The organism is Microbacterium sp. JC 701, from assembly GCF_021026215.1.
Lineage (GTDB): Bacteria > Actinomycetota > Actinomycetes > Actinomycetales > Microbacteriaceae > Microbacterium > Microbacterium algihabitans.
This window is the reverse complement of sequence record NZ_JAJNCV010000001.1, coordinates 656,844-678,431: the sequence shown is the minus strand read 5'-3', so window position 1 is coordinate 678,431 and position 21,588 is coordinate 656,844. Positions and strand designations below refer to the sequence as shown.

The following is a 21,588-nucleotide window of genomic DNA, read 5'->3' as shown; positions in this document are numbered from 1 at the left end:
GGCCGCGCCGGTGTCAGTTCGCGGGTCCGTCGCCGGTGCGCGCGACCGGCGGGAGACCGCGCTTGGCGCGCTCCTGCGCCTCGATGCGGGCGTAGGCCTTGCGCTCGGTGCGATCCATGCGGATGACGTTGCGGAGGATGAAGAAGAAGACCACCGACACCACGAGGGTCGGCAGGATCGCCCACAGCATCGCGGTCCAGGTCTCGTCCATGACTCCAGGATACCCGCGGCGCCCCGACATCCGGCCGGCTCCCCCTTCTCCCCAGGAGCGGGTTCGGCGGATTCGTCCACGATCGAGGTATCGGCCGCCGCGCGCGCCCCGCGCATCCCGGCACTCTCGTGCGCATGACCACCATCATCCCCGCGTCCACACCCGCCTCGTTCCTCTCCCTCGTCCCCCACCTGCTCGGGTGCGTTCCGCGCCGGAGCCTCGTCCTCGTGCCGTTCGCACGCGGGCGCTCGCTCGGCGCGATGCGCGTCGATCTGCCCCCGAGCAGCGACCCCACCGCCTGCGTCAGCGTGGCCTCCACCGTGATCGGCATGGCCTGCAAGGTGGCGACGGCCGACGCCGTGGCCGTCGTCGTCTACGCCGACGAGCCCCTCGCCGAGGCGGCCGCGTCGGCGCACGGCCCGCTCGTCGACGCGACCATCGCTCGAGCCGAGATCTGCGGCCTTCGCATCACCGAGGCGCTGATCGTCGGTGCCGACGGGTGGGATGATCACCGCGCGCCGTCATCGAGCGGGCCGTATCCGCTCCCGGAGATCGACGAGTCGCAGGGCGGGCTACCCGACACCCGCATCGACGACGACCAGTACGCCGCAGCCGAACTGCCCGGGGTCGACGACGACCTCAAGGAGGTCGTGGCCGAGGCGATCGACGCGATGGAGCACGTGCTCGGAACGGTGGCCGAGCGCCGCCGCCTGCCCCTCGATCGGGTCGCCGTCGCCACGGCCACCGCGTCGCTGCTGGCCGAACCGCCCCTTCTCTTCGAGGACGCGATCTCGCGCGCCCCGTCGGAGCTGACGCCGCGTGAGCTCGCCGCCGTCTCGTTCTGCCTCGAGCGCCCGTCGTTGCGCGACGTCGCCCTCATGCAGTGGGCGGGCGACATCCGCGACGGGTACGCCGTGCTCGGCGCCCAGACGGCGTACCACGCGGGCGCGGCGTTCCCCGAAGACCTCGCGCGCCCCATGTGGGGCGAGGGGGCTCACCCCGATCCGGACCGCCTGCACCGCGCGCTGGCATTGTGCCGCCTCGTCGCCGCGACCGTACCGTCACGACGACGCCCGGGGTCGCTCTCGGCGTGCGCGTGGCTCGCCTGGGCGGTGGGGCGCTCGACGCACGCCGCCACCTACGCCGAGCACGCGCTCGACATCGACAGCGCTCATGGCCTCAGCGGCATCATGCTGAGCATGATCGACGGCGGCCGCCTGCCCGAGTGGGTGTTCGAGCGACCTACTTCACGAGCGGGAACATCACCGTCTCGCGGATTCCGAGACCGGTGATCGCCATCAGCAGACGATCGATGCCCATGCCCATTCCACCGGTCGGCGGCATGCCGTGCTCGAGCGCCCGCAGGAACTCCTCGTCGATGGGCATCGCCTCGTCGTCACCGCGCGCGGCGAGCTTCGCCTGCTCCACGAAGCGTTCGCGCTGGATGACGGGGTCGATGAGTTCGGAGTACCCGGTCGCGAGCTCGAAGCCGCGGACGTACAGGTCCCACTTCTCCACGACACCCGCGATCGAGCGGTGCTCGCGCACGAGCGGGCTCGTGTCGAGCGGGAAGTCCATGACGAAGGTCGGGCGGGTCAGGCCACCCTTGACGAAGTGCTCCCACAGCTCTTCGACCCACTTGCCGTGCGTCTCGTGCGGCGGCGCGTCGACTCCGGCCTCGGCACCGAGGGCGCGCAGTTCGTCGAGTGAGGTCGAGGGGGTGATCTCGTGACCGGATGCCGCAGACAGCGAGTCGTACATCGAGATGCGATCCCACTGCCCGCCCAGGTCGTACTCCGTCCCGTCGGCCCAGGTCACGGTGGTGGAGCCGGCGACCGCGATCGCGGCGTCCTGGATGAGCGTCTGGGTCAGATCGGCGATGCCGTTGTAGTCGCTGTAGGCCTGGTAGGCCTCGAGCATCGCGAACTCGGGGCTGTGCGTGGAGTCGGCGCCCTCGTTGCGGAAGTTGCGGTTGATCTCGTACACGCGGTCGATGCCGCCGACGACGGCGCGCTTGAGGAACAGCTCGGGCGCGATGCGCAGGAACAGCTCGGTGTCGAACGCGTTCGAGTGAGTGGTGAACGGGCGCGCGCTCGCGCCACCGTGCTGCACCTGCAGCATGGGGGTCTCGACCTCGACGAAGTCGCGCTCGGTGAAGGTGCGGCGCAGGCTCGCGTTGACCTTGGCGCGGGCCAGAACGGTCTCGCGCGCACGGTCGCGCACGATCAGGTCGAGGAAGCGGCTGCGCACGCGGCTCTCTTCGCTCAGCTCGGTGTGCAGGTTCGGAAGGGGCAGCACGGCCTTGGCCGCGATGCTCCACTCGGCGACCATGATCGACAGCTCGCCGCGACGGCTCGAGATCACCTCGCCCGAGATGAAGACGTGGTCGCCGAGGTCGACGAGCTCCTTCCACGCCTGCAACGACTCCTCACCCACGCTGGCGAGCGACACCATCGCCTGGATGCGGCTGCCGTCGCCGGCCTGCAGCGAGGCGAAGCAGAGCTTTCCGGTGTTGCGGCTGAACACGACGCGACCCGCGACGCCGGCGGTCTCGCCGGTCTCGTCCCCCGCCTCGAGATCGCCGAAGCGCGCGCGCAGTTCGGGGATGGTCGTGGTGATCGGAACACCGACCGGGTACGGCCCACCCGCGGCATCCGTGCGCTCGGCGAGCAGACGCTCGCGCTTGGCCAGGCGTACCGCCTTCTGTTCGAAGACCTCGTCTTCGGTCGGTTCGGCGGCGTCGTTCGCGGGCGCGTCGGTCATCAGAAAGGCTCCTCGGGGTCTGCTCCAGTCTATTCGCCGCGCTCGAGGGCCCTGTGGCCCACCGACGTCCCGGCGCTGACCGGCCCGAGGTCAGCGCAGCGAGATCTCCGCGTTGTCGATGAAGCGGTGCCCGCCCACGGTCGCGGCGATGAGGGCGAACGCCCGGCCGTGGTGACCGTCGTCGACGGGCAGGAACGTCTCGGGATCCACGACGCTGAGGTACTCGAGCGTGATGCGCGCCTCGCCCATCAGCGACGACTGCGCCGCCGCGATGCACGCGTCCACCCCGAGGTCGGCGTTGGATGCCGCGGCCTCCAAGGCCCGGGGCAGGGCCGCCGCCGCGCGGCGGTCGGCCGGCTCCAGCAGCGCCACACGGCTCGAGACGGGCAGCCCGTCGTCGGTCCGCACGGTCGGCACGGTCGCGACCGACACGGCGAAGTCGAGATCGCGCACCATCTTGCGCACGAGGAAGATCCGCTGCAGATCGCGCTCCCCGTAGACGGCGACGTCGGGCCGCACGAGGTGGAACAGCTTCGCCTCCACCGTGAGCACGCCGTCGAAGTAGAACGGACGCACCCGGCCCTCGTAGCGCAGGCCCACATCGCCCGCCGAGACGCGGGTCGTAGCGGTGCCGGCGGGCAAGAACTCGCTCGCGCTCGGGGCGAAGACCACGTCCACACCGAGATCGCGCAGCACGATCTCGTCGGCCTCCGGCGAGCGCGGGTAGCGTGCGGTGTCGTCGGCGGTGCGGAAGCGCAGCGGGTTGACGAACGTCGAGACGACGACGACCTCGGCCTGCGCGCGCGCCTCGCGGATGAGGTCGATGTGGCCGTCGTGCAGGGCGCCCAGAGTCGAGACGAGCGCGACGCGGGGGCCGCTGGAGGATCGGTCTGCGCCTCGGATCTCGCCGAGTCGGGTGCGCAGATCCTCGAGGGTGCGGATCATTCGTCGATCGTAGCGTCGCCGACGAGTCCGCCCCGCCCGGCGCCCTCCACGAGCGCCTGGTCGACGCTGGAACGCACGAGGGCCGACAGGTATCCGCCGGGGTTCTCGACGCCGACGCGCCCGAGGAGCTCCGACGACTGGCGCACGATCGAGCGCGAGAACTCCGTGGCCGTCGCGATCGCCTCCGCATACGTCGCGCGGTCGTCCTCCGCCACGACCACGGGCTCGCACCCGAGCTCGACGGCCAGGGCCTGCGCGATCGGGAGCACCGGAGCGGGAGCCGTCACCGCGGCGTACGACTGGGCGAGCTGGCGCAGGTCGACCGACGAGACCCCGGTGAAGACGATCGCCGGGTGGATGGCGAGGGGGATTGCGCCGAGGCGCGCAGCCGGATCCAGCACGCGCGTACCGTACGCGGGGTCGGTGTGCAGCACGAGCTGACCGGGCTGCCAGGCACCCATCTCAGCGAGTCCGGCGACGAGGCCCGCGAGCTCGTCGTGCGGAACGGCGATCACCACGAGCTCGCTGCGGCGCACGACCTCGTCGGCTGCCAGCACCGGCAGACCCGGCAGGATCGCTTCGACGCGGTCGTCGTCGGAACCCGAGGTGATCCCCGTGAGCGCGTGCCCGGCACCGGCGAGGGCTGCCGCGATCACCGGGCCGACGCGTCCCGCGCCGATCACCCCGACGCCCAAGCGCCCGTCGCGACCGCCGCTCATCCGGCCCACCGGTGACTGCGATCGGTGGCCGCGGCGGCGACGCCGCCTCGCGCCGCGCGCGCGAACATCTCCAGCGCGTCGGCGCGGTCGATCGCGCCGATCGAGGTCTGCACGTTGCCGGCGATGACGTGTCCGGTCACGGTCGCGGTTCCCGCGGCGCGCGCGATCGGGCCCTGCTGCAGCCCCACGGACTGCAACCGGGCCAGGGGCAGCACGCTCAGCGAGCGCCAGATCCACCCGCGGCGCATCAGCAGGGCATCGGCTGTCACGAGCAGGCCGTTGCGGCGCCACGAGAAGGGCCGCAGCCACCGCGCGCGGCGCGGGGTCGTGACGTAGGGGTCGTTCTCCACCGGACCCAGGATGCCGTCGCGGAACACGAGTGTCCATTCGTCGTCGGACAGCCCCGGCGCGAAGATCCCCAGCACCCGTTCGACGTCGGCGCGGGTGCCGATCGGCAGCACCGCGGCCAGCTGATCGTTGCTGGTGTCGGTGGACGCGCGGCCCGAGAGGCGGTTGACCGAGACCGACCACCATCCGAAGGGGCGCCACATCAGCGGCTGACGCACCTCGATGGCGTGCACGCGGCCCGGCGGGACGATCTCGGACACCGTGGTGAAGAGCCCGAAGGTGACGCGCACGCCGTCGGGGGTGGGGGCGATCGAGTACCTGAGCCCCCGGGCGATCGAGCGCACGTAGTACGCACCGAAGGCGAGGAACATCGGCACGACCGTGAACAACAGCCACAGCGTCGACACCGACGCGGCCACGATGATCCCGACCACCAGGGCGATGAGCACAAGCGTCGACCCGCTCAGCACGCGAGAGGCCACCAGGCGCCCCAGGGGGATGCGCACGATGCTCTGCGGCTCGGCGTCGGAGAAGTCCTCACCATCGACGATGCCCTGCAACCCGGAGCCGACCGTCGCGGCCGCCTGGCGCACGAGAGACGACCGCTCTCCCCCGGCCTCGCGCGCCTCGGCGAGCCGACGACCCGAGGCGAGGCGGAGGATGTCGCCACGGATCGCCTCGGCGTCTTTGCCCGAGAGGTACTCGAGCTTCACGTTCGCGTCGAGGCCCGCGCCGACGACCTCGAGCTTGGCGAGCCCCAGCAGACGGGCGAGCATCGGGCGCGTGAGGTTCACGCCCTGCACCCGGTCGAGCGGGGCGCGCCGATGCGTGCGGAAGAGGACGCCCGAACGCACCTCGACGTCGTCGTCACCGATGCGCAGGGTGTGGAACCGCCACGACAAACGGAAGAGCACCAGCAGCACGAGCACCACGGCGAGAGCGACCCCACCCGCGATGAGGATCAGGTTGTGGGAGAACAGGAAGTCGACCGGGTCGGGCGGCATTCCGCCGGGAGGCAGCTCGGTGACCACGGGGAAGAACCACTCGATCAACCGCTCACGGAGGTTGGCGACGAGCACACCGATGATGACGAGCAGTGAAAGACCGCCACGCAACAGCGGGGTCAGCGGATGCAGCCGGTGCCACTCGCCGTCACTGTACGGCGATCGCACGCTGACGCGCGGCACGGCGGGGACCGCGCCCGGCGGACGGGCGTCGGCGGCGGGGGCAGCGGCTGCGGACGGACGGGCGTCGGCGCCGACTGCGGGCGGAGGGGCGCCGGCGGCCGCTGCGGGCGGAAGAGCGTCAGCCTCCGGCGCGCCCATCGGGCTCGGCGGCGTCGAGTCAGCCGGGGCGCCGGCCGGAGGCGCCGGGTCGCTCACAGGCCGGTCCGACGGGTCTCGGCCACGGCGACGAGGGTGTCGCGCAGGTGCTCGGCCGCCTCCTGCCTCAAGCCGGGGATCGTGACGCCCGTCGAGGCGGCGGCGGTCACGAGCTTGAGCTGCGCGATGCCGAAGCCGCGATCGAGCGGCCCGTGGGTGATGTCGACGAGCTGCATGCGACCGTAGGGCACGGCGACGACGCGCTGCCACAGGATGCCGCGGCGGAAGACCAGGTCGTCGTCGCGCAACTGGTACCCGACCGATCGCGCCTGCCGCGGCGTGATGATCAGCCCGATGGCGGTGACGAGCAGGATCACTCCCGCGGGGATCCACTGCCACATCACTCCGGTGAGCAGCTGCGCGACGAGCGCCGCGGCGGCCACCAGGACGAAGACCGCGCCCTGCGAGATGAGTTGCACCCGCACGTAGGCCCGCGCGAGCTGATACCAGGTGCCGTCGCCCAGCGGCAGCCGTCGCTCCGAACGAGGCTCGAGAATGCGGTCGTAGGTGCGCTCGCTCAGCACGGCACCCTGCGTCACCGCCTCCGGCGAGGGCGCGGGGGCGTCAGATCCCGACGGGGCCGGCGGGGAGGTCTCCGGGGGTGTCGTCATCGTCGTCCTTCCGGATGGTGCACAGCTGCTCGGCCACGAGTCCCGCGACGACCAGGACGACAGCGCACACGAGCGTCGCGATGATCGTCCCCATCGAGCCTACCGATGGCGTCACCGGACGGCTCAGCAGAAAGGCGAGCAGGCCGACCGCGAATCCCGCCGCGGCCGCCCCCAGCAGAGACGACGCTTTGGCGAGCATCGCGATGCGCAACGCCCGGAACGGGTCGATGCGCCGCTCGCTGCGCCCGCGGCTCGCGCGGAACACCGGCACCGCGAGCACCACGATGACCGCGCCCAGCAGCGCGAGGATCGTGGGCAGGCTCACGGCCGGCGAGAACGTCGCGCGCCCCATGGCCGTCAGCGCGGTGTCGAGGACGAAGCCGCAGACGAGCCCGATGATGACGGCGATGGTCAGGATGCCGGCTCCCGTACGCTTCATCGGTCGCTCCCCCGGAGTCCGGCGAGCAGGTCGGCGACGCGGCCGCGGCCCGGGATCTCGGCATCCGGATCGATCTGCACCCACGGCGCGAGGACGAACTCGCGCTCGTGCGCGCGGGGATGCGGCACGACCAGGTCGTCGCGGTCGATCATCTCGTCTCCGTACGCGATCAGGTCGAGATCGAGGGTGCGATCGCCCCAGCGCTCGCGACGCACGCGACCGTGGCGCGCCTCGATGCGGTGCAGCGACGCCAGCAGCTCGGCGGGCGAGAGACGCGTCTGCAGCACCGCGACCGCGTTGAGGTAGCGGGGCGCGTCCTCGTCCTCGCCGTCGAGGGTCACCGCGACCGTCTCGATCGGATGCGACACCCGCACGTCCGAGGTGAGGGTCAAGCGCCGCAGCTCGTCGACCGCCGCGGCCAGTGTCTCGGCGCGTTCACCGAGGTTGGCGCCGAGGGCGACCACCGCGGGCACGGGCGTCGAGCGCGGAGCCGCGTCGAGGCCGTGGGCCAGACGCACGTTCACGACCGCCCCCTCGTGATCGTCACCGAGACGTCGCCGAACGGCACCGTGATGGGTGCCTTCGGCTTGTGAACCGTGATCGTGACCGTCTCGACGCGTCGATCGGTCAGCACCTCGTCGGCGAGGCGCTGCGCGAGCGTCTCGATGAGGTCGACGGGCTCCCCCTCGACGACGGCGACGAGGCGTTCGGCGAGCTCGCCGTAGTGGACGGTGTCGACCACGTCGTCGGTCTCGGCCGCACGTCGCAGCGGCAGGTGCAGAACGGCGTCGACGACGAACTCCTGTCCGTCGCGCTTCTCGTCGGGATACACACCGTGGAAGCCCACGGCGCGCACCCCCGTCAGCGTGATGCGGTCAACGGCATCCATCAAGCCTCCCAAGCGCGGGCGACGGCGAGCGCGTCGCGGGTGGTCGGTACGTCGTGCACGCGCACGGCCCAGGCGCCGTCGCGCGCCGCCAGGACGCTCGTCGTGGCGGTGGCCAGATCGCGGCGCGCGAGATCGGCGTCGTCGCCGAGCGCGTCGCCGAGGAATCGCTTCCGACTCGTGCCGACGAGCACGCGGTACCCCGACGAGACGAGGTGCGGCAGCGCGCGCAGCGTCTGCCAGTTCTGCGCTCCGCGCTTGCCGAAGCCGATGCCCGGGTCGACGACGATGCGTGCCGGATCGATGCCGGCTGCGCGCGCCGCCTCGACCCGCTCGGCCAGTTCGGCGGCCACCTCTCGACCGACGTCGGCGTAGTCCGCCCGCGCGTACATCTCGGTCGACGGGCCGCGCCAGTGCCCCAGGGCGATCTCGGCGTCGGTTCCGGCGACGGCGGAGAGCATCTCGGGGTCGGCGAGTCCGCCCGAGACGTCGTTGATCAGCCGCGCACCCGCCCGCGCCGCGGCGACGGCCGTCGAGGCGTTCATCGTGTCGATGCTGACCCACGCGCCCTCGGCGGCCAGGGCCTCCACGACCGGGAGCACGCGCTGCTGCTCGACCCGCGGGGCCACGCGCGATGCCCCGGGGCGCGTCGACTCGCCGCCGATGTCGAGGAGATCGGCGCCCTGGTCGCGCAGGCTCCGCGCGTGGGCGATCGCGACGTCGGGGTCGATGTAGCGGCCGCCGTCGCTGAAGGAGTCGGGGGTGACGTTGACGATCCCCATGATGAGGGTCACGCGCGCGCCCCGATCAGAGCGACCAGCTCGGATCGGGCGGCGGGGTCGGTGTACACGCCGCGCGCGGCGATCGTGACGGTCGAGGCGTCGAGTTGGCGCCCTCCCCGCATGGTCACGCACTCGTGCGTCGCGTCGAGCACCACGAGCACGCCACGCGCGTCGAGGGCCGAGTCGATGGCATCCGCCACCTGCTCCCCCAGGCGCTCCTGCACCTGCGGACGGGCGGCCAGGATGTCGATGACCCGGGGCAGAGCCCCCAGACCCACGACCTCTTCGCCCGGCAGGTAGGCGACGTGCGCGCGACCGCGGAAGGGGAGCAGATGGTGCTCGCACATCGACCGGAAGGCGATGTCGCGCAGCATCACGGCTCCCGAGGGCAGCGTGTCGGGTGCGGGTCCGCGCGACACCGAGATGGTGTGCTGCAAGGGCTCCCCGGCATCCTGGTTCACGCCGGAGAAGAACTCCGCCCAGGAGTCGGCGACACGCGTCGGGGTCTGGCGGAGGCCGGGGCGATCGGGGTCTTCCCCGATCGCCTCCAGCAACTCACGCACCAGAGCGGCGACGCGCTCTCGATCGACGGCCACGGCGCCTCAGGCGGTTGCCGGGCGCGTCTGTCCGCTGGGACGGTGCTGCGCCTGGGCCGTCGCCTGCGACTCCGCTTCGGCGGATGCCGCGATGCCGGCGGGAGCCTGGCGACGGGGGACCTCGACCGGAGGCTGGTTCGAGACCGGACGATCGCCCGACGACAGCCACTGCGGGCGCGGCGTCAGACGCTTGACGTCCTTGAAGATTTCGGCGAGCTCGAGGTGGTCGAGGGTCTCTTTCTCGAGCAGTTCGAGAGCCAGACGGTCGAGCACCTCGCGGTTGGCGTTGATGACCTCGTAGGCCTCGTTGTGCGCCTGCTCGATGAGAGCGCGCACCTGCGCGTCGACGCGCTCGGCGATGCGCTCCGAGAAGTCGCGACCGTGTCCCATGTCGCGGCCCATGAACACCTCGCCCGACGACGAGCCGAGCTTGACGGGGCCGACCTCGTTGGTCATGCCGTACTCGGTGACCATTTTGCGGGCGATGCTGGTGGCCTTCTCGATGTCGTTCGACGCGCCTGTGGTGGGGTCGTGGAACACGATCTCCTCGGCGACGCGGCCGCCCATCGCGTAGGTCAGCTGGTCCTGCAGCTCGTTGCGGGTGATCGAGTACTTGTCGTCGAGCGGCAGCACCATCGTGTAGCCCAGCGCCTTGCCGCGCGGGAGGATCGTGACCTTGGTGACGGGGTCGGTGTGGTTCATGGCCGCCGCAGCCAGGGCGTGGCCGCCCTCGTGGTAGGCGGTGATGAGCTTCTCTTTGTCCTTCATCACGCGCGTGCGGCGCTGGGGACCGGCGATCACGCGGTCGATGGCCTCGTCGAGGGCGCGGTTGTCGATGAGCTGCGCGTTCGAGCGGGCGGTCAGCAGCGCCGCCTCGTTCAGCACGTTCGCCAGGTCGGCACCGGTGAACCCGGGCGTCTTGCGCGCGACGACCTCGAGGTCGACCGAGTCCGACAGCGGCTTGCCGCGACCGTGCACCTCGAGGATGCGCTGACGGCCCTTGAGGTCGGGCGCGTCCACGCCGATCTGGCGGTCGAAGCGGCCCGGGCGCAGGAGCGCGGGGTCGAGGATGTCGGGGCGGTTGGTCGCCGCGATGACGATGACGTTGACCTTGGGGTCGAAGCCGTCCATCTCGACGAGCATCTGGTTCAGCGTCTGCTCGCGCTCGTCGTGACCGCCGCCCATGCCGGCGCCGCGGTGGCGGCCGACGGCGTCGATCTCGTCGATGAAGATGATGGCCGGGGAGCTCTCCTTGGCCTGGTTGAACAGGTCGCGCACGCGGCTGGCGCCGACGCCGACGAACATCTCGACGAAGTCCGAACCCGAGATCGAGTAGAACGGCACGCCCGCCTCACCGGCGACGGCGCGCGCGAGCAGGGTCTTACCGGTTCCGGGAGGGCCGTACAGCAGCACGCCCTTGGGGATGCGGGCACCGACCTCTTCGAACTTCTTCGGGTCCTTGAGGAACTCCTTGATCTCGTCGAGCTCTTCGATCGCCTCATCGGAGCCCGCGACATCTTGGAAGGTGACGGTCGGCGTCTCTTTCGTCACGAGCTTCGCGCGCGACTTGCCGAACTGCATGACCTTGCTGCCGCCGCCCTGGGCGCTCGAGAGCAGCCACCAGAAGAGCAGACCGAGCAGCACGAGCGGGAGCATCAGCCCGAGGAAGCCATCGAACCAGCTGGGCTTGGGCACGACGTCGTTGAAGCCGTCGGAGGGGTTCGCCGAGTCGATCGCGCTGGCGACCTCGCTGGCGCGCGCCTGGCTGAAGTAGAACTGCACGTCGTTAGCGCCCTCGAAGGGCGTCGACAGCGTCAGATCGACACGCTGGTCGGGATCGTTCGTCACCGCCTGGGTCACGGTGCCGCCCTTGAGGAGCTCCAGACCCTCCTTGGTCGACACCTGACGGGCGCCGCTGAGGTTGGAGATGAGCGAGAAACCGATGACCAGAAGCAGACCGACCAGCAGAACGTAGACGATCGGATTACGCGTGATCTTCTTGAAATTCATGGTGGGCGAGCCCAGCCCTTTCGTGTGCTCCGCAGAAAAGCGGTCGCATCAGGCTAACGCGCGAGGACTATGCCGGGCCTGTGCGTTCGTCGTGGGCGTACGCCGAATGCTCGATGTCGGTGTTCGGCCGACCTCGGCGGCGCCCGATCTCAGGAGTAGACGTGCGGCGCAAGCACCGCGACGTCGCGCAGGTTGCGGTAGCGCTCGGCGTAGTCGAGGCCGTAGCCGATGACGAAGTCGTTGGGGATGTCGAAGCCCACGTAGCGGCAGTCGACCTCGACCTTCATCGCCTCGGGCTTGCGCAGAAGAGCGAGCACCTCGACCGACTCGGCTCCGCGCGAGGCGAAGTTCTCGAGCAGCCAGCTGAGGGTCAGACCGGAGTCGATGATGTCTTCGACGATCAGCACGTGCTTGCCGGTGATGTCGGTGTCGAGGTCTTTGCGAATCTGCACGACACCGCTCGAGCGGGTCGAGGCGCCGTACGACGAGACGGCCATCCAGTCCATCGACACGTGCATCGGCAGGTGACGGGCGAAGTCGGCCATGACCATGACCGCACCCTTCAGCACGCCTACGAGGACGACGTCGCGTTCCTCGTAGTCGGCGGCCACCTGCGTCGCCAGTTCGGCGAGCTTTCCGTGGATCTGCTCCTCGGTGAGGAGGACTTCGCTGATGTCGTCGGAGATGTCGGCCGCGCGCATTGGGAAAGTCTACGTCGGCGAATTCGCCATCGCCGTCACGCCCGCGCGACCAGTTCGATGCGGGCGCCGACGCGGCGGGCCAGGCAGCGCGGAAGGTCGATCGGCCCCTGCCCGCGCCAGTCGGTCGCGAGCCGGGCGACCTCGAGGGTCTGGGTGCGCGAGAGCGAGACGCCGAATTCACTGTCGGCCACGTAGCGGATGATCCGGTGGCGCAGCGCTGCGGGGTTCGCGGCGAGGGCCGCCACCGAGATCGAGATCCCGGCCTCGGCGTGCTCGACGATGTCTTCGATCGTCTCGTCGATCATCTCCTGGAACGCTTCGGCGTCTTCGCGCAGTTGCTCGGCTGTGCGCGCGAGCGCCTCGGCCACTCCGGGGCCGAGCTCGGCCTCGAGCACCGGGAGCACGTGCTCCCGCACCCGCACCCGCGAGAACGTCGGATCAGCGTTGTGCGGGTCGGTCCACGGCTCGACGCTCTCCGCGGCGCACGCGGCGACGGTCGTACGGCGGCGCACCCCCAGCAGCGGGCGCACCCAGGTGGGTCCGGTCTCGTCGCGGCGCCGGGGAGCCATCCCCGCCAGGCTCGCCGTACCGGATCCGCGGGCGAGTCCGAGCAGCACCGTCTCGGCCTGGTCGTCGAGCGTGTGGCCGAGCAGCACGGCATCCGCCCCGATCTCCTCCGCGGCCCGCGCGAGCCCGGCGTAGCGCGCGGCACGCGCGTCGGCCTCGGGGCCCTCCGCCGGCACGACCTCGACGCGTGAGACCCGGGCCTCGAGCCCGAACGATCGGGCGGCGTCGGCGGCGCGCCGGGCCACGGCATCCGACCCCTCCTGCAGACCGTGGTCGATCACCACCGCCTCGGCCCGGACCCCCCGGCGCGGAGCTTCGAACGCGGTCGCCAGCGCGAGGGCGAGCGAATCGGGTCCGCCCGACAGAGCGACGACGACGGTGCCCTCGATGTCGTCGAGGGCCGCGCGCACGGCACGGCGCACCTCGGCGACGGACGGGTCGAGGCCGGGGCGGTGATCCATGTCTCCACGCTATCGCCGGGCCGTGGCGGCGCCGCCTGCTCCGCCCGTGACATGACGCAGGAGTTCCGGGCGGTGACGCGCCGACGCCGCGTCTCGTCAGCCCTCGTCGACCGCGAACTCCTGCGGTCTGGTTGCGCGTGGGTGTCGCGCGCCCGCCCGACTAGGCTGGGCCGCGGAAATCCACAGATCTAAGGAGCACGAGTATGGGCGCTTTCGACGCCGTCATCGAGATCCCCCGCGGAAGCCGCGTGAAGTACGAAGTCGACCACGGCACCGGCCGCGTCTACCTCGACCGCATCCTGTACACGGTGTTCGGCTACCCGGCCAACTACGGCTTCTTCGAGAACACCCTCGGCGAAGACGGCGACCCGCTCGACGTGCTGGTGCTGCTCGACCGCGACCTGCACCCCGGCATCCTCGCCAAGGTGCGCCCCGTGGGCGTGCTGAAGATGAGCGACGAGGCCGGCGGCGACGACAAGGTCGTGGCCGTGCTCGCCAAGGACCCGCGGTGGGACCACATCCAGGACGTCGACGACATCGACGAGTGGACCAAGAAGGAGATCTCGCACTTCTTCGAGCACTACAAGGACCTCGAGCCCAACAAGTGGGTCAAGGTCGACGAGTGGGCGGATGCCGCGGAGGCCGAGCGTCTCGTGGCCGAGGCCTTCACGCGCTTCGACGAGCACGACGCTCAGACCAAGACGCAGGGTTCGGGCGAGGCTCCGAACACCCTCTGATCTTCTGCAGACGAGAAAACCCCCGGTCCTGCGACCGGGGGTTTTCTCGTGGGCTCGGTCAGACCGAGACGCCCCGATCGCGCAGCCAGGGCGCGGGATCGGTGGTTCCACCCCACGGCGGATAGACCTCGAAGTGAAGGTGGCAGCCGAAGGAGTTGCCGGTCTGTCCGGTCGCGGCGATCTGCTCGCCCGCTCCCACGCGCTGACCGTACGAGACGTAGATGCCGCCGTCGACGATGTGTCCGTATCCCGTGCCCGAGCCGTCGTCGTGCTGGATGCGGATGTAGTTGCCGAACCCGCCGTAGCGGCCGGCGTAGGTGACGCGACCGGCTGCGGCCGCGTAGATGGGCGACCAGCAGCTGGCGCCGAAGTCGAGACCGAGGTGCCAGGTGCTCGCGCAGTAGCTGGCGCTGCACTGGCCGGTGCGCGGGCCGTAGCCCGACGACGTGTATGCGGAAGACGGGCGAGCCCAGCCCGACCCGACGACGCTTCCACCGCCGCCACCGCCACCGCCACCGCTGCTGCTTCCGCCGCCACCGCCGCCGCTGCTGCTTCCGCCCCCGCCGCCACCGCCGCTGTTGTTCGCGGCGTTCTGGCGGTCGCGCTCTTCCTGCTCGCGGCGTTCGCGGTCGCGGCGCTCGGCCTCTTCGCGGGCCTGACGCTCGCGCTCCTCGCGGGCCTTGCGTTCTGCTTCGACGCCGGCCTGGTAGTCGGCGATCGTCTTGGCCGTGGTGTCCTGCAGGGCCGCGAGCTGCGCTTCGAGCGTGACCTGGTTGGCCTGCTGCGCGGCCAGGGCCTCCTGCGCGGCCTGAGCGGCCTGCTGCGCGGCGACCATCTTGTCTTCGGCGATCTTCTGCAGGCGGTCGCGCTCGGCACGGGCGTCGTTGGCCTGATTGCTCAGCTGCTGCGCGTTGTCGCGGGCCGTCACGGCGGCGGCGTACACCGAGCGGTTGCGCTCGAGGAGCTTGTCCATCGTGCCGAGCTTGGCGAGCAGGTCGTCGGCCGTGGCCGCCGAGCCCGAGAAGAACAGGTCGAGCGAGGTGTCGTCTCCGCCCGAGCGGTACAGCTGCGCGGCGACCTTGCCGGCCTTGGTCGCGGCATCCGTCGCCTTCGCGGCTTCGGCGTCGGCCTGGGTCTGGATCAGCTGCGCGCGGTAGTCGGCGTCGAGGTAGGCCTGCTGCGCGGTGAAGTACTCGTCGGAGCGTGCCTGCACCTCGGCCTGGGTGCGCGCGACCTCGGACTGCAGCCCCGCGATGAGGCCCTGGATGCGGGCGATTTCACCCGCCTTGGCGGATTCATTGGCTTTGGCAGCCTGGACGTCGTCCCACGAGGGGTAGTCGGCGGCGACCGCGGGAGAGCTGAAGCCGGATGCCGCGGCGCCGAACGCACCGACGGCGACGGCCCCCATCACGCCGAACTTCAGCGCGCCACGGCGGTCGAACGTCGGCCACAACCGTCGCTTCTCGGCCGGACTGGGCGCGCAGCCGCAGTCGTCTGTTTCGTCGAGGTGCTCGAGCGTCACGGGAATACCTCATCTCACCGGTCGCAACTCGGCCAACAGTAGCAACACGAGTCACACGTACAACAGGGCGAGTTCCCGCTGCCGCGGCCCATCCTGGGCCCTCGACACGCGCGGGAGCCGCACGCCACGCCCCGAATTGGCAATCTCCGAAGATGTGAAGTAGGCTCGGTCGTCGGCAAGCGAGGATGAAATCGCAAGGTTTCAGGCTCATCCGGCCCCATCGTTTAGCGGCCTAGGACGCCGCCCTTTCACGGCGGTAGCACGGGTTCGAATCCCGTTGGGGTCACTTTCCGGTGAAGTACAATTTAAAACGCATGGCCCTGTAGCGCAGTTGGTTAGCGTGCCGCCCTGTCACGGCGGAGGTCGCGGGTTCAAGTCCCGTCAGGGTCGCTCCATAGCGATGGGCCTTCTTTCGAGGAGGCCTTTCGTCTAGGAAGCGGCAGACATGTCGCTCGGCTCTGTAGCTCAGTTGGTAGAGCGCACGACTGAAAATCGTGAGGTCACGGGATCGACGCCCGTCGGAGCCACAGGGTGATCATTACAGTCACCTTAGAAACCCTCGTCTAGCTTCTACATGGCGGGGGTTTCCTCTTTTCCCCGGCGAGGATCCCTCACCGCACCCCGCTGCCCTGAGAACAAGACGCGCGTCGAGAACGGGCCGTTCTCCGCGATATCGCCCTGTCCCCGTGGCATCCCCCTGTTCTCGTGACCGGCGGAGGCGCCGCGCCGCGCCGGACACCGCGACGAACGCCCGCATAGCTTCCCCACAGCCGCGGGTGGTTCCGGACGCCTCCGGACAGCGCTACTATTTGTTGACTTTTAGCAAACACCTGGCGCCCGACTGAGCCACCCGAGCCGTCCGCCAGGCCTTCTCTCGAAGAGGCCCCGATGTCAGACATCACTCAAACCAGACGCGCCCGTGCGGCCTCGCCCACCACCGGGGCGACCGACACGGTCATGACACACCGCATGATCATGTTCGTGATCTTCGGCCTCATGGCCGGCATGTTCCTCTCCGCCCTCGACCAGACGGTCGTCGGCACCTCGATCCGCACGATCGGCGACGACCTGCAGGGCCTGAGCCTTCAGGCCTGGGTCACGACGGCCTACCTGATCGTGTCGACCATCTCGACGCCGATCTACGGCAAGCTCTCCGACATCTTCGGTCGGCGCCCGCTCTTCCTCATCGCCATCCTCATCTTCATCATCGGTTCGGTGCTCGCGAGCTTCTCGACCTCGATGGTCGAGCTCGCCGCGTTCCGCGCCATCCAGGGCCTCGGCGCCGGTGGACTGATGTCGATGCCGCTCGCGATCATGGGCGACATCCTCGCCCCGCGCGAACGCGCGAAGTACCAGGGCTACTTCCTGGCCGTCTTCGGCATCTCGAGCGTCATCGGCCCGCTCGTCGGCGGTCTGTTCGCCGGCGCCAGCCAGATCCTGTTCATCACCGGATGGCGCTGGGTCTTCCTCATCAACGTGCCGATCGGCATCGTCGCGCTCGCGATCGTCTGGCGCTTCCTGCACATCCCGAAGCAGCCGCGGCACTCCGTGCGCATCGACTGGTGGGGCGCCACGACCGTGATCGTCGCGCTCGTCCCGCTGCTGCTCGTGGCCGAGCAGGGCCGTGAGTGGGGCTGGGGCTCGCCGATCGCGATCGCCTGCTACGTCATCGGCGCCCTCGGCATCCTGGCCTTCGTCATCGCCGAGACCGCGATGAAGGACGACGCGCTCATCCCGCTGAAGCTGTTCCGGTCGCCGACCTTCTCGATGGCGACCATCATCGGCGTGCTCGTGGGCTTCGGCATGTTCGGCGCGATGCTGACCCTGCCGCTGTACCTGCAGCTCGTGCTCGGCTCCTCGCCGACGCAGAGCGGTTTCGAGATGCTGCCGATGATTCTCGGCCTCATGATCGCCTCGATCGCGAGCGGTCAGATCATCGCCCGCACCGGGCGGTACCGCATGTTCCCGATCCTGGGCACGGCGTTGATGTCGATCGGCTTCTTCCTTCTGACGTTCCTGAAGTACGACAGCCCCTACTGGCACGTCGCCGTCGCGATGCTCGTGATCGGCCTGGGTCTGGGTCAGCTCATGCAGACGCTGACCATCGCCAGCCAGAACTCGGTGGGCCTGCGCGACATGGGCGTGGCCACGAGCGGCTCGACCTTCTTCCGCCAAATCGGTGGAACGCTGGGCACCGCGGTGCTGCTGTCGCTGCTGTTCACGCTGATGCCCTCGAACATCATCGGATCGTTCTCCGACCGCGGCACCCTGACCGACGCGCTCGACGCGGCGTTCGACCCCACCGTGTCGTCGGCGCCCGCGAACGAGAAGATCATGTCGTCGATCTACGCCCCCATCGTCGCGCAGACCACTCAGGCCGTGACGCAACAGGCACAGCAGGGTGTCCAGCAGGCGACGGATGCCGCGACTCAGGCCGTCGCCGCGCAGGTCGCCGCCGGCCAGATCCCCGCGGCCGCTCAGGCGCAGGCGACGCAGGCCGCCGTGGCCCAGGCCGTGCAGGCCGCCGCCACGCAGATCCAGCAGCAGGTGCCCGTCGCACGGGTCGCCGCCGACGGCACGGTCAGCCTCGACTTCTCGAACGCGACGGATCGCGCCGCCTTCGTCGACACCGTGGCGACCACCCTCGAAGACCGCTTCACCTCGGGCGACGAGAACACCTCGATCGGCGGGTCGACCCTCGACGACACCTCGTTCCTGGTGGGCGCCGACGCGCGGCTGACGAAGCCGTTCCTCGTCGGGTTCAACAACTCCGCCACCACGGTCTACTGGACCGCGATGGGCGTCGTGCTGCTCGCCTTCGTGCTGTCGCTGTTCTTCCGCACGCCGCCGCTGCGGGCGAAGTCGGCGCTGCAGGAGGCCGCCGACGAGCGCCGAGGCAAGAAGGAAGAGGACGAGCATGCCGAAGAGGCCGCCGCGCAGTCCGGTGCGTTGATCGCACCGTAGTCCGCACCCACGAAGGGCGGGGCCGTCGCCAGACGCCCCGCCCTTCGTCGTGTCTCAGGCCGCGGCCTCGCGCGCGCGGAGGTCCTTCCGCAGGATCTTGCCCGAGGTCGACTTGGGGATGACGTCGATGAACTCGACCCGGCGCACCTTCTTGTGCGGAGCGACGTTCTCGGCGACGAAGGCCATCACGTCCTCCGCCGTCAGGCCGGCATCCGGAGCCGCCACCACGAAGGCCTTGGGGATCTCTTCGCCCTCGTCGTCGCGCACGCCGATGACCGCGGCATCCTGAATCTTCGGATGCGCCAGCAGCAGGGCTTCGAGCTCCGCCGGGGCGATCTGGTACCCGTGGTATTTGATGAGCTCCTTGAGCCGGTCGACGATCGTGAAGTACCCGTCGACGTGGTGCACGCCGATGTCGCCGGTGTGCAGGAAGCCGTCGGCGTCGAGCGTCTCGGCCGTCGCGTCGGGGCGGTTCAGGTAACCGAGCATGACGTTCGGCCCGCGCACCCAGATCTCGCCCGGCGCGGTGAGACCGTCGTCGCCGTGCTCCTCGAGCTCGGCTCCGGTCTCGGGGTCGACGAGCTTCGCGTCGCAGTTGGGGATGAGCACGCCGACCGAGCTGACCGGCATGTCGGAGTTCCCCGGGATCGCGTGCGAGACGGGGCTGAGCTCGCTCATGCCGTAGCCCTGGTAGAACCGCGCGCCGATGCGTCGCCCGGCGGTCTCGGCCGTCTCCCCGTCGAGGGGCGCGGCCCCCGAGAACACGCTGTGCACGCTCGAGAGGTCGAACTGTTCGACGGCCGGGTGCTTGGCGAGCGCCACCGCGATCGGCGGGGCGATGAAGAGGAAGGTGCAGCGGCGCTCCTGGATCGTCGTGAGGAAGTCGGTCAGGTCGAAGCGCGGCATCGTGACCAGGGCGGCGCGCTGGCGCAGCGCGAGGTTGAGCAGCACGGTCATGCCGTAGATGTGGAAGAACGGCAGCACCGCGAGCACCCGGTCGTCGCGGGCGATCTCGATCACGACCCGGCACTGCGCCACGTTGGCGACGAGGTTGCGGTGCGAGAGCATCACTCCCTTGGGGACGCCCGTCGTCCCCGACGAATAGGGCAGCACCGCGGTGTGGGTGGCGGGGTCGAACCGCACCTCCGGGGGCGTGCGCCCCTCGGCGAGCAGCGAGCGCAGGTCGAGGTGTCCGTCGGCTCCGTCGAGCACGATGAGCTGATCGTCCGGGATGCCGACGGCGCGGGCCGCCTCGCGCGCCTGGGGCAGCAGCGGCGAGACGGTGACGAGCCACGTGGCCCGCGCGTCGCGGAGCTGGGTCTCGATCTCGCGCTCGGTGTAGAGGGAGTTGATCGTGGTGATGACCGACCCGGCGCGCAGGATGCCGTGGAACACGGTGGCGAAGGCGGGGACATTCGGGCACAGCATCGCCACGACCGTCTCGGTGTCGGCCCCCCGGTGCGCGAGGGCCCCGGCGAAGGCGTCGATCTGCTGCCGCAGCGTGCCGTAGGTGGTCTCGGCCCCCGACGTCGGGTCGATCAGCGCGACGCGGGCCAGATCGCCGTCGTCGAGGGAGGCGAAGAGGTAGTCGTAGATGCTCTGGTCGGGGATCTCGACGCTCGGATGGGGGCTGTGGAACACGGTTCTCTCCCTCGAGGATGCTCGCCGCGGCGCTGCGGTGTGCTCATCCTGGCATCGATCCCGACGTGTCGGGCCGACTCAGAGGAAGGCCAGAATTACTCCCCCGGCCGCGCCCACGATGACCACGGCCCATGCCGGGGCACGGAACGCGGTCAGCAGCACGAAGCCCACCGCCGCGAGCAGGAACGGGCCTGGACCGGTCACCGCGGTCGTGAAGACCGGGGTGTAGAGGGCGGCGGCGAGGATGCCGACGACGGCCGCGTTCGCGCCGCGCATCGCCGCGCGTACCCGCGGCCTCTCGCGCACGGCGTCCCAGAAGGGCAGGACTCCGACCAGCACGAGGAATCCAGGTGCGAAGATCGCGGCGAGCGCGAGGGCGGCACCCGCGACGCCTCCGGGGCCGACGTTCGAGAACGACCCGAGGTAGGCCGCGAAGGTGAACAGCGGACCCGGCACGGCCTGCGCGGCGCCGTAGCCGGTGAGGAAATCGCCCGATGACACCCATCCGGTCTCGACGACGCCCGCTTGCAGCAGCGGCAGCACGACGTGACCTCCGCCGAATACGAGCGCCCCGGCGCGATAGAAGGCGTCGACCAACTGCGCGGTGCCCGCCCCCGTCGTCGTCGCCGCGAGGGGGAGAGCGATCAGGAGCGCGGCGTAGGCGGCGAGACACGCGATCGCCACGGCCCGCGGCACCCCGAACGACGGCAGCCGCGGCCCCTCGGCCTCGGGCACCCCGCGCACCAGCAGCAGCCCGCCCACGATGCCGACGGCGAGGGCCCCGAGCTGCCCCGGCGCCGCGGGCAGCAGCAGCGCGAGGGCGAGCCCGACCACCGCGATACCCGCCCGCCGGGCGTCGGGGGTGAGGGTGCGCGCCATCCCCCACACGGCGTGCGCCACGACGGCCACCGCGATGATCTTGAGGCCCGACAGCACTCCGTCGCCGATCGGTCCCCCCACCAGCGCCGCCCCGCCGGCGAACAGCACCAGCAGCATCGCGGAGGGAAGGGTGAAGGCGAGGAACGCGGCGAGCGCGCCGAGGATGCCCGCGCGCTGCAGCCCCATGGCGAAGCCGACCTGGCTCGAAGCCGGCCCGGGCAAGAACTGGCACAGCGCGACGAGGTCGGCGTAGGCGCGATCGTCCATCCATCGGCGCCGCACGACGAGGTCGTCGCGGAAGTAGCCGAGGTGCGCGACGGGCCCCCCGAACGACGACACTCCGAGGCGCAGGAACGCCCGGAACACCTCTCCCACCCGGCCGTCTCGCGTCATCCGCCGATTCTCTTCCTCTGGGGGAAACGGG

Annotated in this window: 20 protein-coding genes and 3 tRNA genes; 6 read left to right on the top strand and 17 right to left on the bottom strand. The window is 70.5% G+C overall.

Features of this window, described 5'->3' with window-relative positions; translation table 11 throughout:
* Positions 1 to 13 precede the first annotated feature (13 nt).
* The gene (locus LPW41_RS03260) at positions 14 to 211 is read right to left on the bottom strand and encodes a hypothetical protein (protein ID WP_144830042.1); all 198 of its coding nucleotides are present in this window, start codon (positions 209 to 211) and stop codon (positions 14 to 16) included.
* A 134-nt stretch (positions 212 to 345) separates the two neighbouring features.
* On the opposite strand from LPW41_RS03260, the gene LPW41_RS03255 reads away from it, so the two are divergent.
* The gene (locus LPW41_RS03255) at positions 346 to 1,503 is read left to right on the top strand and encodes a DUF4192 family protein (RefSeq protein ID WP_144830046.1); all 1,158 of its coding nucleotides are present in this window, start codon (positions 346 to 348) and stop codon (positions 1,501 to 1,503) included.
* On the opposite strand, the gene lysS is transcribed toward LPW41_RS03255, so the two are convergent.
* The 13 genes from lysS to tilS all read right to left on the bottom strand — a co-directional run bounded on the left by lysS (position 1,454) and on the right by tilS (position 13,421).
* On the bottom strand, positions 1,454 to 2,974 hold the full coding sequence (lysS, locus tag LPW41_RS03250; RefSeq protein ID WP_230704108.1) for a lysine--tRNA ligase: 1,521 nt from the start codon (positions 2,972 to 2,974) through the stop codon (positions 1,454 to 1,456). The two genes, LPW41_RS03255 and lysS, sit on opposite strands and share 50 nt — an antisense overlap.
* A 90-nt stretch (positions 2,975 to 3,064) precedes the next feature.
* Complete coding sequence (gene panC / locus LPW41_RS03245) at positions 3,065 to 3,919, bottom strand: pantoate--beta-alanine ligase (protein ID WP_230704107.1); 855 nt, start codon at positions 3,917 to 3,919, stop codon at positions 3,065 to 3,067.
* Positions 3,916 to 4,638, bottom strand: coding sequence for a DUF2520 domain-containing protein (locus LPW41_RS03240; protein ID WP_230704106.1), 723 nt, complete (start codon positions 4,636 to 4,638; stop codon positions 3,916 to 3,918). Before LPW41_RS03240 ends, panC begins: the two co-directional genes overlap by 4 nt.
* Positions 4,635 to 6,368: a PH domain-containing protein gene (locus LPW41_RS03235; RefSeq protein ID WP_230704105.1), complete on the bottom strand. Its 1,734-nt coding sequence runs from the start codon at positions 6,366 to 6,368 to the stop codon at positions 4,635 to 4,637. Before LPW41_RS03235 ends, LPW41_RS03240 begins: the two co-directional genes overlap by 4 nt.
* Complete coding sequence (locus tag LPW41_RS03230; RefSeq protein WP_230704104.1) at positions 6,365 to 6,979, bottom strand: PH domain-containing protein; 615 nt, start codon at positions 6,977 to 6,979, stop codon at positions 6,365 to 6,367. Before LPW41_RS03230 ends, LPW41_RS03235 begins: the two co-directional genes overlap by 4 nt.
* Positions 6,933 to 7,418 carry a DUF3180 family protein gene (locus LPW41_RS03225; protein ID WP_144830060.1) on the bottom strand — a complete coding sequence of 162 codons (486 nt, stop codon included), beginning with the start codon at positions 7,416 to 7,418 and terminating at the stop codon, positions 6,933 to 6,935. Before LPW41_RS03225 ends, LPW41_RS03230 begins: the two co-directional genes overlap by 47 nt.
* Entirely contained in the window at positions 7,415 to 7,942 is a 528-nt protein-coding gene (folK, locus tag LPW41_RS03220) for a 2-amino-4-hydroxy-6-hydroxymethyldihydropteridine diphosphokinase (RefSeq protein ID WP_144830063.1), read from the bottom strand. The genes LPW41_RS03225 and folK overlap by 4 nt, the downstream gene beginning before the upstream one ends.
* Complete coding sequence (gene folB / locus LPW41_RS03215; protein ID WP_144830066.1) at positions 7,939 to 8,307, bottom strand: dihydroneopterin aldolase; 369 nt, start codon at positions 8,305 to 8,307, stop codon at positions 7,939 to 7,941. Before folB ends, folK begins: the two co-directional genes overlap by 4 nt.
* A complete protein-coding gene (gene folP / locus LPW41_RS03210) occupies positions 8,307 to 9,098 on the bottom strand; it encodes a dihydropteroate synthase (RefSeq protein WP_144830069.1) in 792 nt (263 codons plus the stop codon). The genes folB and folP overlap by 1 nt, the downstream gene beginning before the upstream one ends.
* Complete coding sequence (gene folE / locus LPW41_RS03205; protein WP_230704103.1) at positions 9,095 to 9,682, bottom strand: GTP cyclohydrolase I; 588 nt, start codon at positions 9,680 to 9,682, stop codon at positions 9,095 to 9,097. The genes folP and folE overlap by 4 nt, the downstream gene beginning before the upstream one ends.
* Positions 9,683 to 9,688: 6 nt before the next feature.
* The gene (gene ftsH / locus LPW41_RS03200; RefSeq protein WP_154096798.1) at positions 9,689 to 11,692 is read right to left on the bottom strand and encodes an ATP-dependent zinc metalloprotease FtsH; all 2,004 of its coding nucleotides are present in this window, start codon (positions 11,690 to 11,692) and stop codon (positions 9,689 to 9,691) included.
* A gap of 149 nt (positions 11,693 to 11,841) precedes the next feature.
* Positions 11,842 to 12,393: a hypoxanthine phosphoribosyltransferase gene (hpt, locus tag LPW41_RS03195; protein WP_230704101.1), complete on the bottom strand. Its 552-nt coding sequence runs from the start codon at positions 12,391 to 12,393 to the stop codon at positions 11,842 to 11,844.
* Between the two features lie 35 nt (positions 12,394 to 12,428).
* Positions 12,429 to 13,421 carry a tRNA lysidine(34) synthetase TilS gene (gene tilS / locus LPW41_RS03190; RefSeq protein WP_230704100.1) on the bottom strand — a complete coding sequence of 331 codons (993 nt, stop codon included), beginning with the start codon at positions 13,419 to 13,421 and terminating at the stop codon, positions 12,429 to 12,431.
* Positions 13,422 to 13,624: 203 nt separating this feature from the next.
* On the opposite strand from tilS, the gene LPW41_RS03185 reads away from it, so the two are divergent.
* On the top strand, positions 13,625 to 14,158 hold the full coding sequence (locus LPW41_RS03185; protein ID WP_144830087.1) for an inorganic diphosphatase: 534 nt from the start codon (positions 13,625 to 13,627) through the stop codon (positions 14,156 to 14,158).
* 58 nt (positions 14,159 to 14,216) lie between these two features.
* Here LPW41_RS03185 and LPW41_RS03180 read toward each other — a convergent pair whose 3' ends face one another.
* On the bottom strand, positions 14,217 to 15,680 hold the full coding sequence (locus LPW41_RS03180) for a M23 family metallopeptidase (RefSeq protein WP_230704099.1): 1,464 nt from the start codon (positions 15,678 to 15,680) through the stop codon (positions 14,217 to 14,219).
* 213 nt (positions 15,681 to 15,893) lie between these two features.
* Here LPW41_RS03180 and LPW41_RS03175 point away from each other — a divergent pair.
* The 4 genes from LPW41_RS03175 (at position 15,894) to LPW41_RS03160 (ending at position 18,644) form a co-directional block, all read left to right on the top strand.
* Positions 15,894 to 15,966, top strand: a tRNA-Glu gene (locus tag LPW41_RS03175).
* A gap of 30 nt (positions 15,967 to 15,996) precedes the next feature.
* Positions 15,997 to 16,070: transfer RNA gene (locus tag LPW41_RS03170), tRNA-Asp, on the top strand.
* Positions 16,071 to 16,134: 64 nt separating this feature from the next.
* Positions 16,135 to 16,207: transfer RNA gene (locus LPW41_RS03165), tRNA-Phe, on the top strand.
* 430 nt (positions 16,208 to 16,637) lie between these two features.
* A complete protein-coding gene (locus LPW41_RS03160) occupies positions 16,638 to 18,644 on the top strand; it encodes an MDR family MFS transporter (protein ID WP_230704512.1) in 2,007 nt (668 codons plus the stop codon).
* 54 nt (positions 18,645 to 18,698) lie between these two features.
* Here LPW41_RS03160 and LPW41_RS03155 read toward each other — a convergent pair whose 3' ends face one another.
* Positions 18,699 to 20,285 (bottom strand): AMP-binding protein, encoded by a 1,587-nt coding sequence (locus LPW41_RS03155; RefSeq protein ID WP_230704098.1) that lies wholly within the window; start codon positions 20,283 to 20,285, stop codon positions 18,699 to 18,701.
* Positions 20,286 to 20,363: 78 nt separating this feature from the next.
* On the bottom strand, positions 20,364 to 21,557 hold the full coding sequence (chrA, locus tag LPW41_RS03150; RefSeq protein ID WP_230704097.1) for a chromate efflux transporter: 1,194 nt from the start codon (positions 21,555 to 21,557) through the stop codon (positions 20,364 to 20,366).
* Positions 21,558 to 21,588: the final 31 nt, after the last annotated feature.

Coding starts and splice junctions, on each gene's coding strand:
- tilS (WP_230704100.1), bottom strand. CDS start 13,421: ATGGATCACCGCCCCGGCCTCGACCCGTCCGTCGCCGAGGTGCGCCGT.
- LPW41_RS03230 (WP_230704104.1), bottom strand. CDS start 6,979: ATGACGACACCCCCGGAGACCTCCCCGCCGGCCCCGTCGGGATCTGAC.
- LPW41_RS03255 (WP_144830046.1), top strand. CDS start 346: ATGACCACCATCATCCCCGCGTCCACACCCGCCTCGTTCCTCTCCCTC.
- chrA (WP_230704097.1), bottom strand. CDS start 21,557: ATGACGCGAGACGGCCGGGTGGGAGAGGTGTTCCGGGCGTTCCTGCGC.
- LPW41_RS03225 (WP_144830060.1), bottom strand. CDS start 7,418: ATGAAGCGTACGGGAGCCGGCATCCTGACCATCGCCGTCATCATCGGG.
- LPW41_RS03240 (WP_230704106.1), bottom strand. CDS start 4,638: ATGAGCGGCGGTCGCGACGGGCGCTTGGGCGTCGGGGTGATCGGCGCG.
- folB (WP_144830066.1), bottom strand. CDS start 8,307: ATGGATGCCGTTGACCGCATCACGCTGACGGGGGTGCGCGCCGTGGGC.
- panC (WP_230704107.1), bottom strand. CDS start 3,919: ATGATCCGCACCCTCGAGGATCTGCGCACCCGACTCGGCGAGATCCGA.
- LPW41_RS03160 (WP_230704512.1), top strand. CDS start 16,638: ATGACACACCGCATGATCATGTTCGTGATCTTCGGCCTCATGGCCGGC.
- LPW41_RS03185 (WP_144830087.1), top strand. CDS start 13,625: ATGGGCGCTTTCGACGCCGTCATCGAGATCCCCCGCGGAAGCCGCGTG.
- lysS (WP_230704108.1), bottom strand. CDS start 2,974: ATGACCGACGCGCCCGCGAACGACGCCGCCGAACCGACCGAAGACGAG.
- hpt (WP_230704101.1), bottom strand. CDS start 12,393: ATGCGCGCGGCCGACATCTCCGACGACATCAGCGAAGTCCTCCTCACC.
- ftsH (WP_154096798.1), bottom strand. CDS start 11,692: ATGAATTTCAAGAAGATCACGCGTAATCCGATCGTCTACGTTCTGCTG.
- LPW41_RS03260 (WP_144830042.1), bottom strand. CDS start 211: ATGGACGAGACCTGGACCGCGATGCTGTGGGCGATCCTGCCGACCCTC.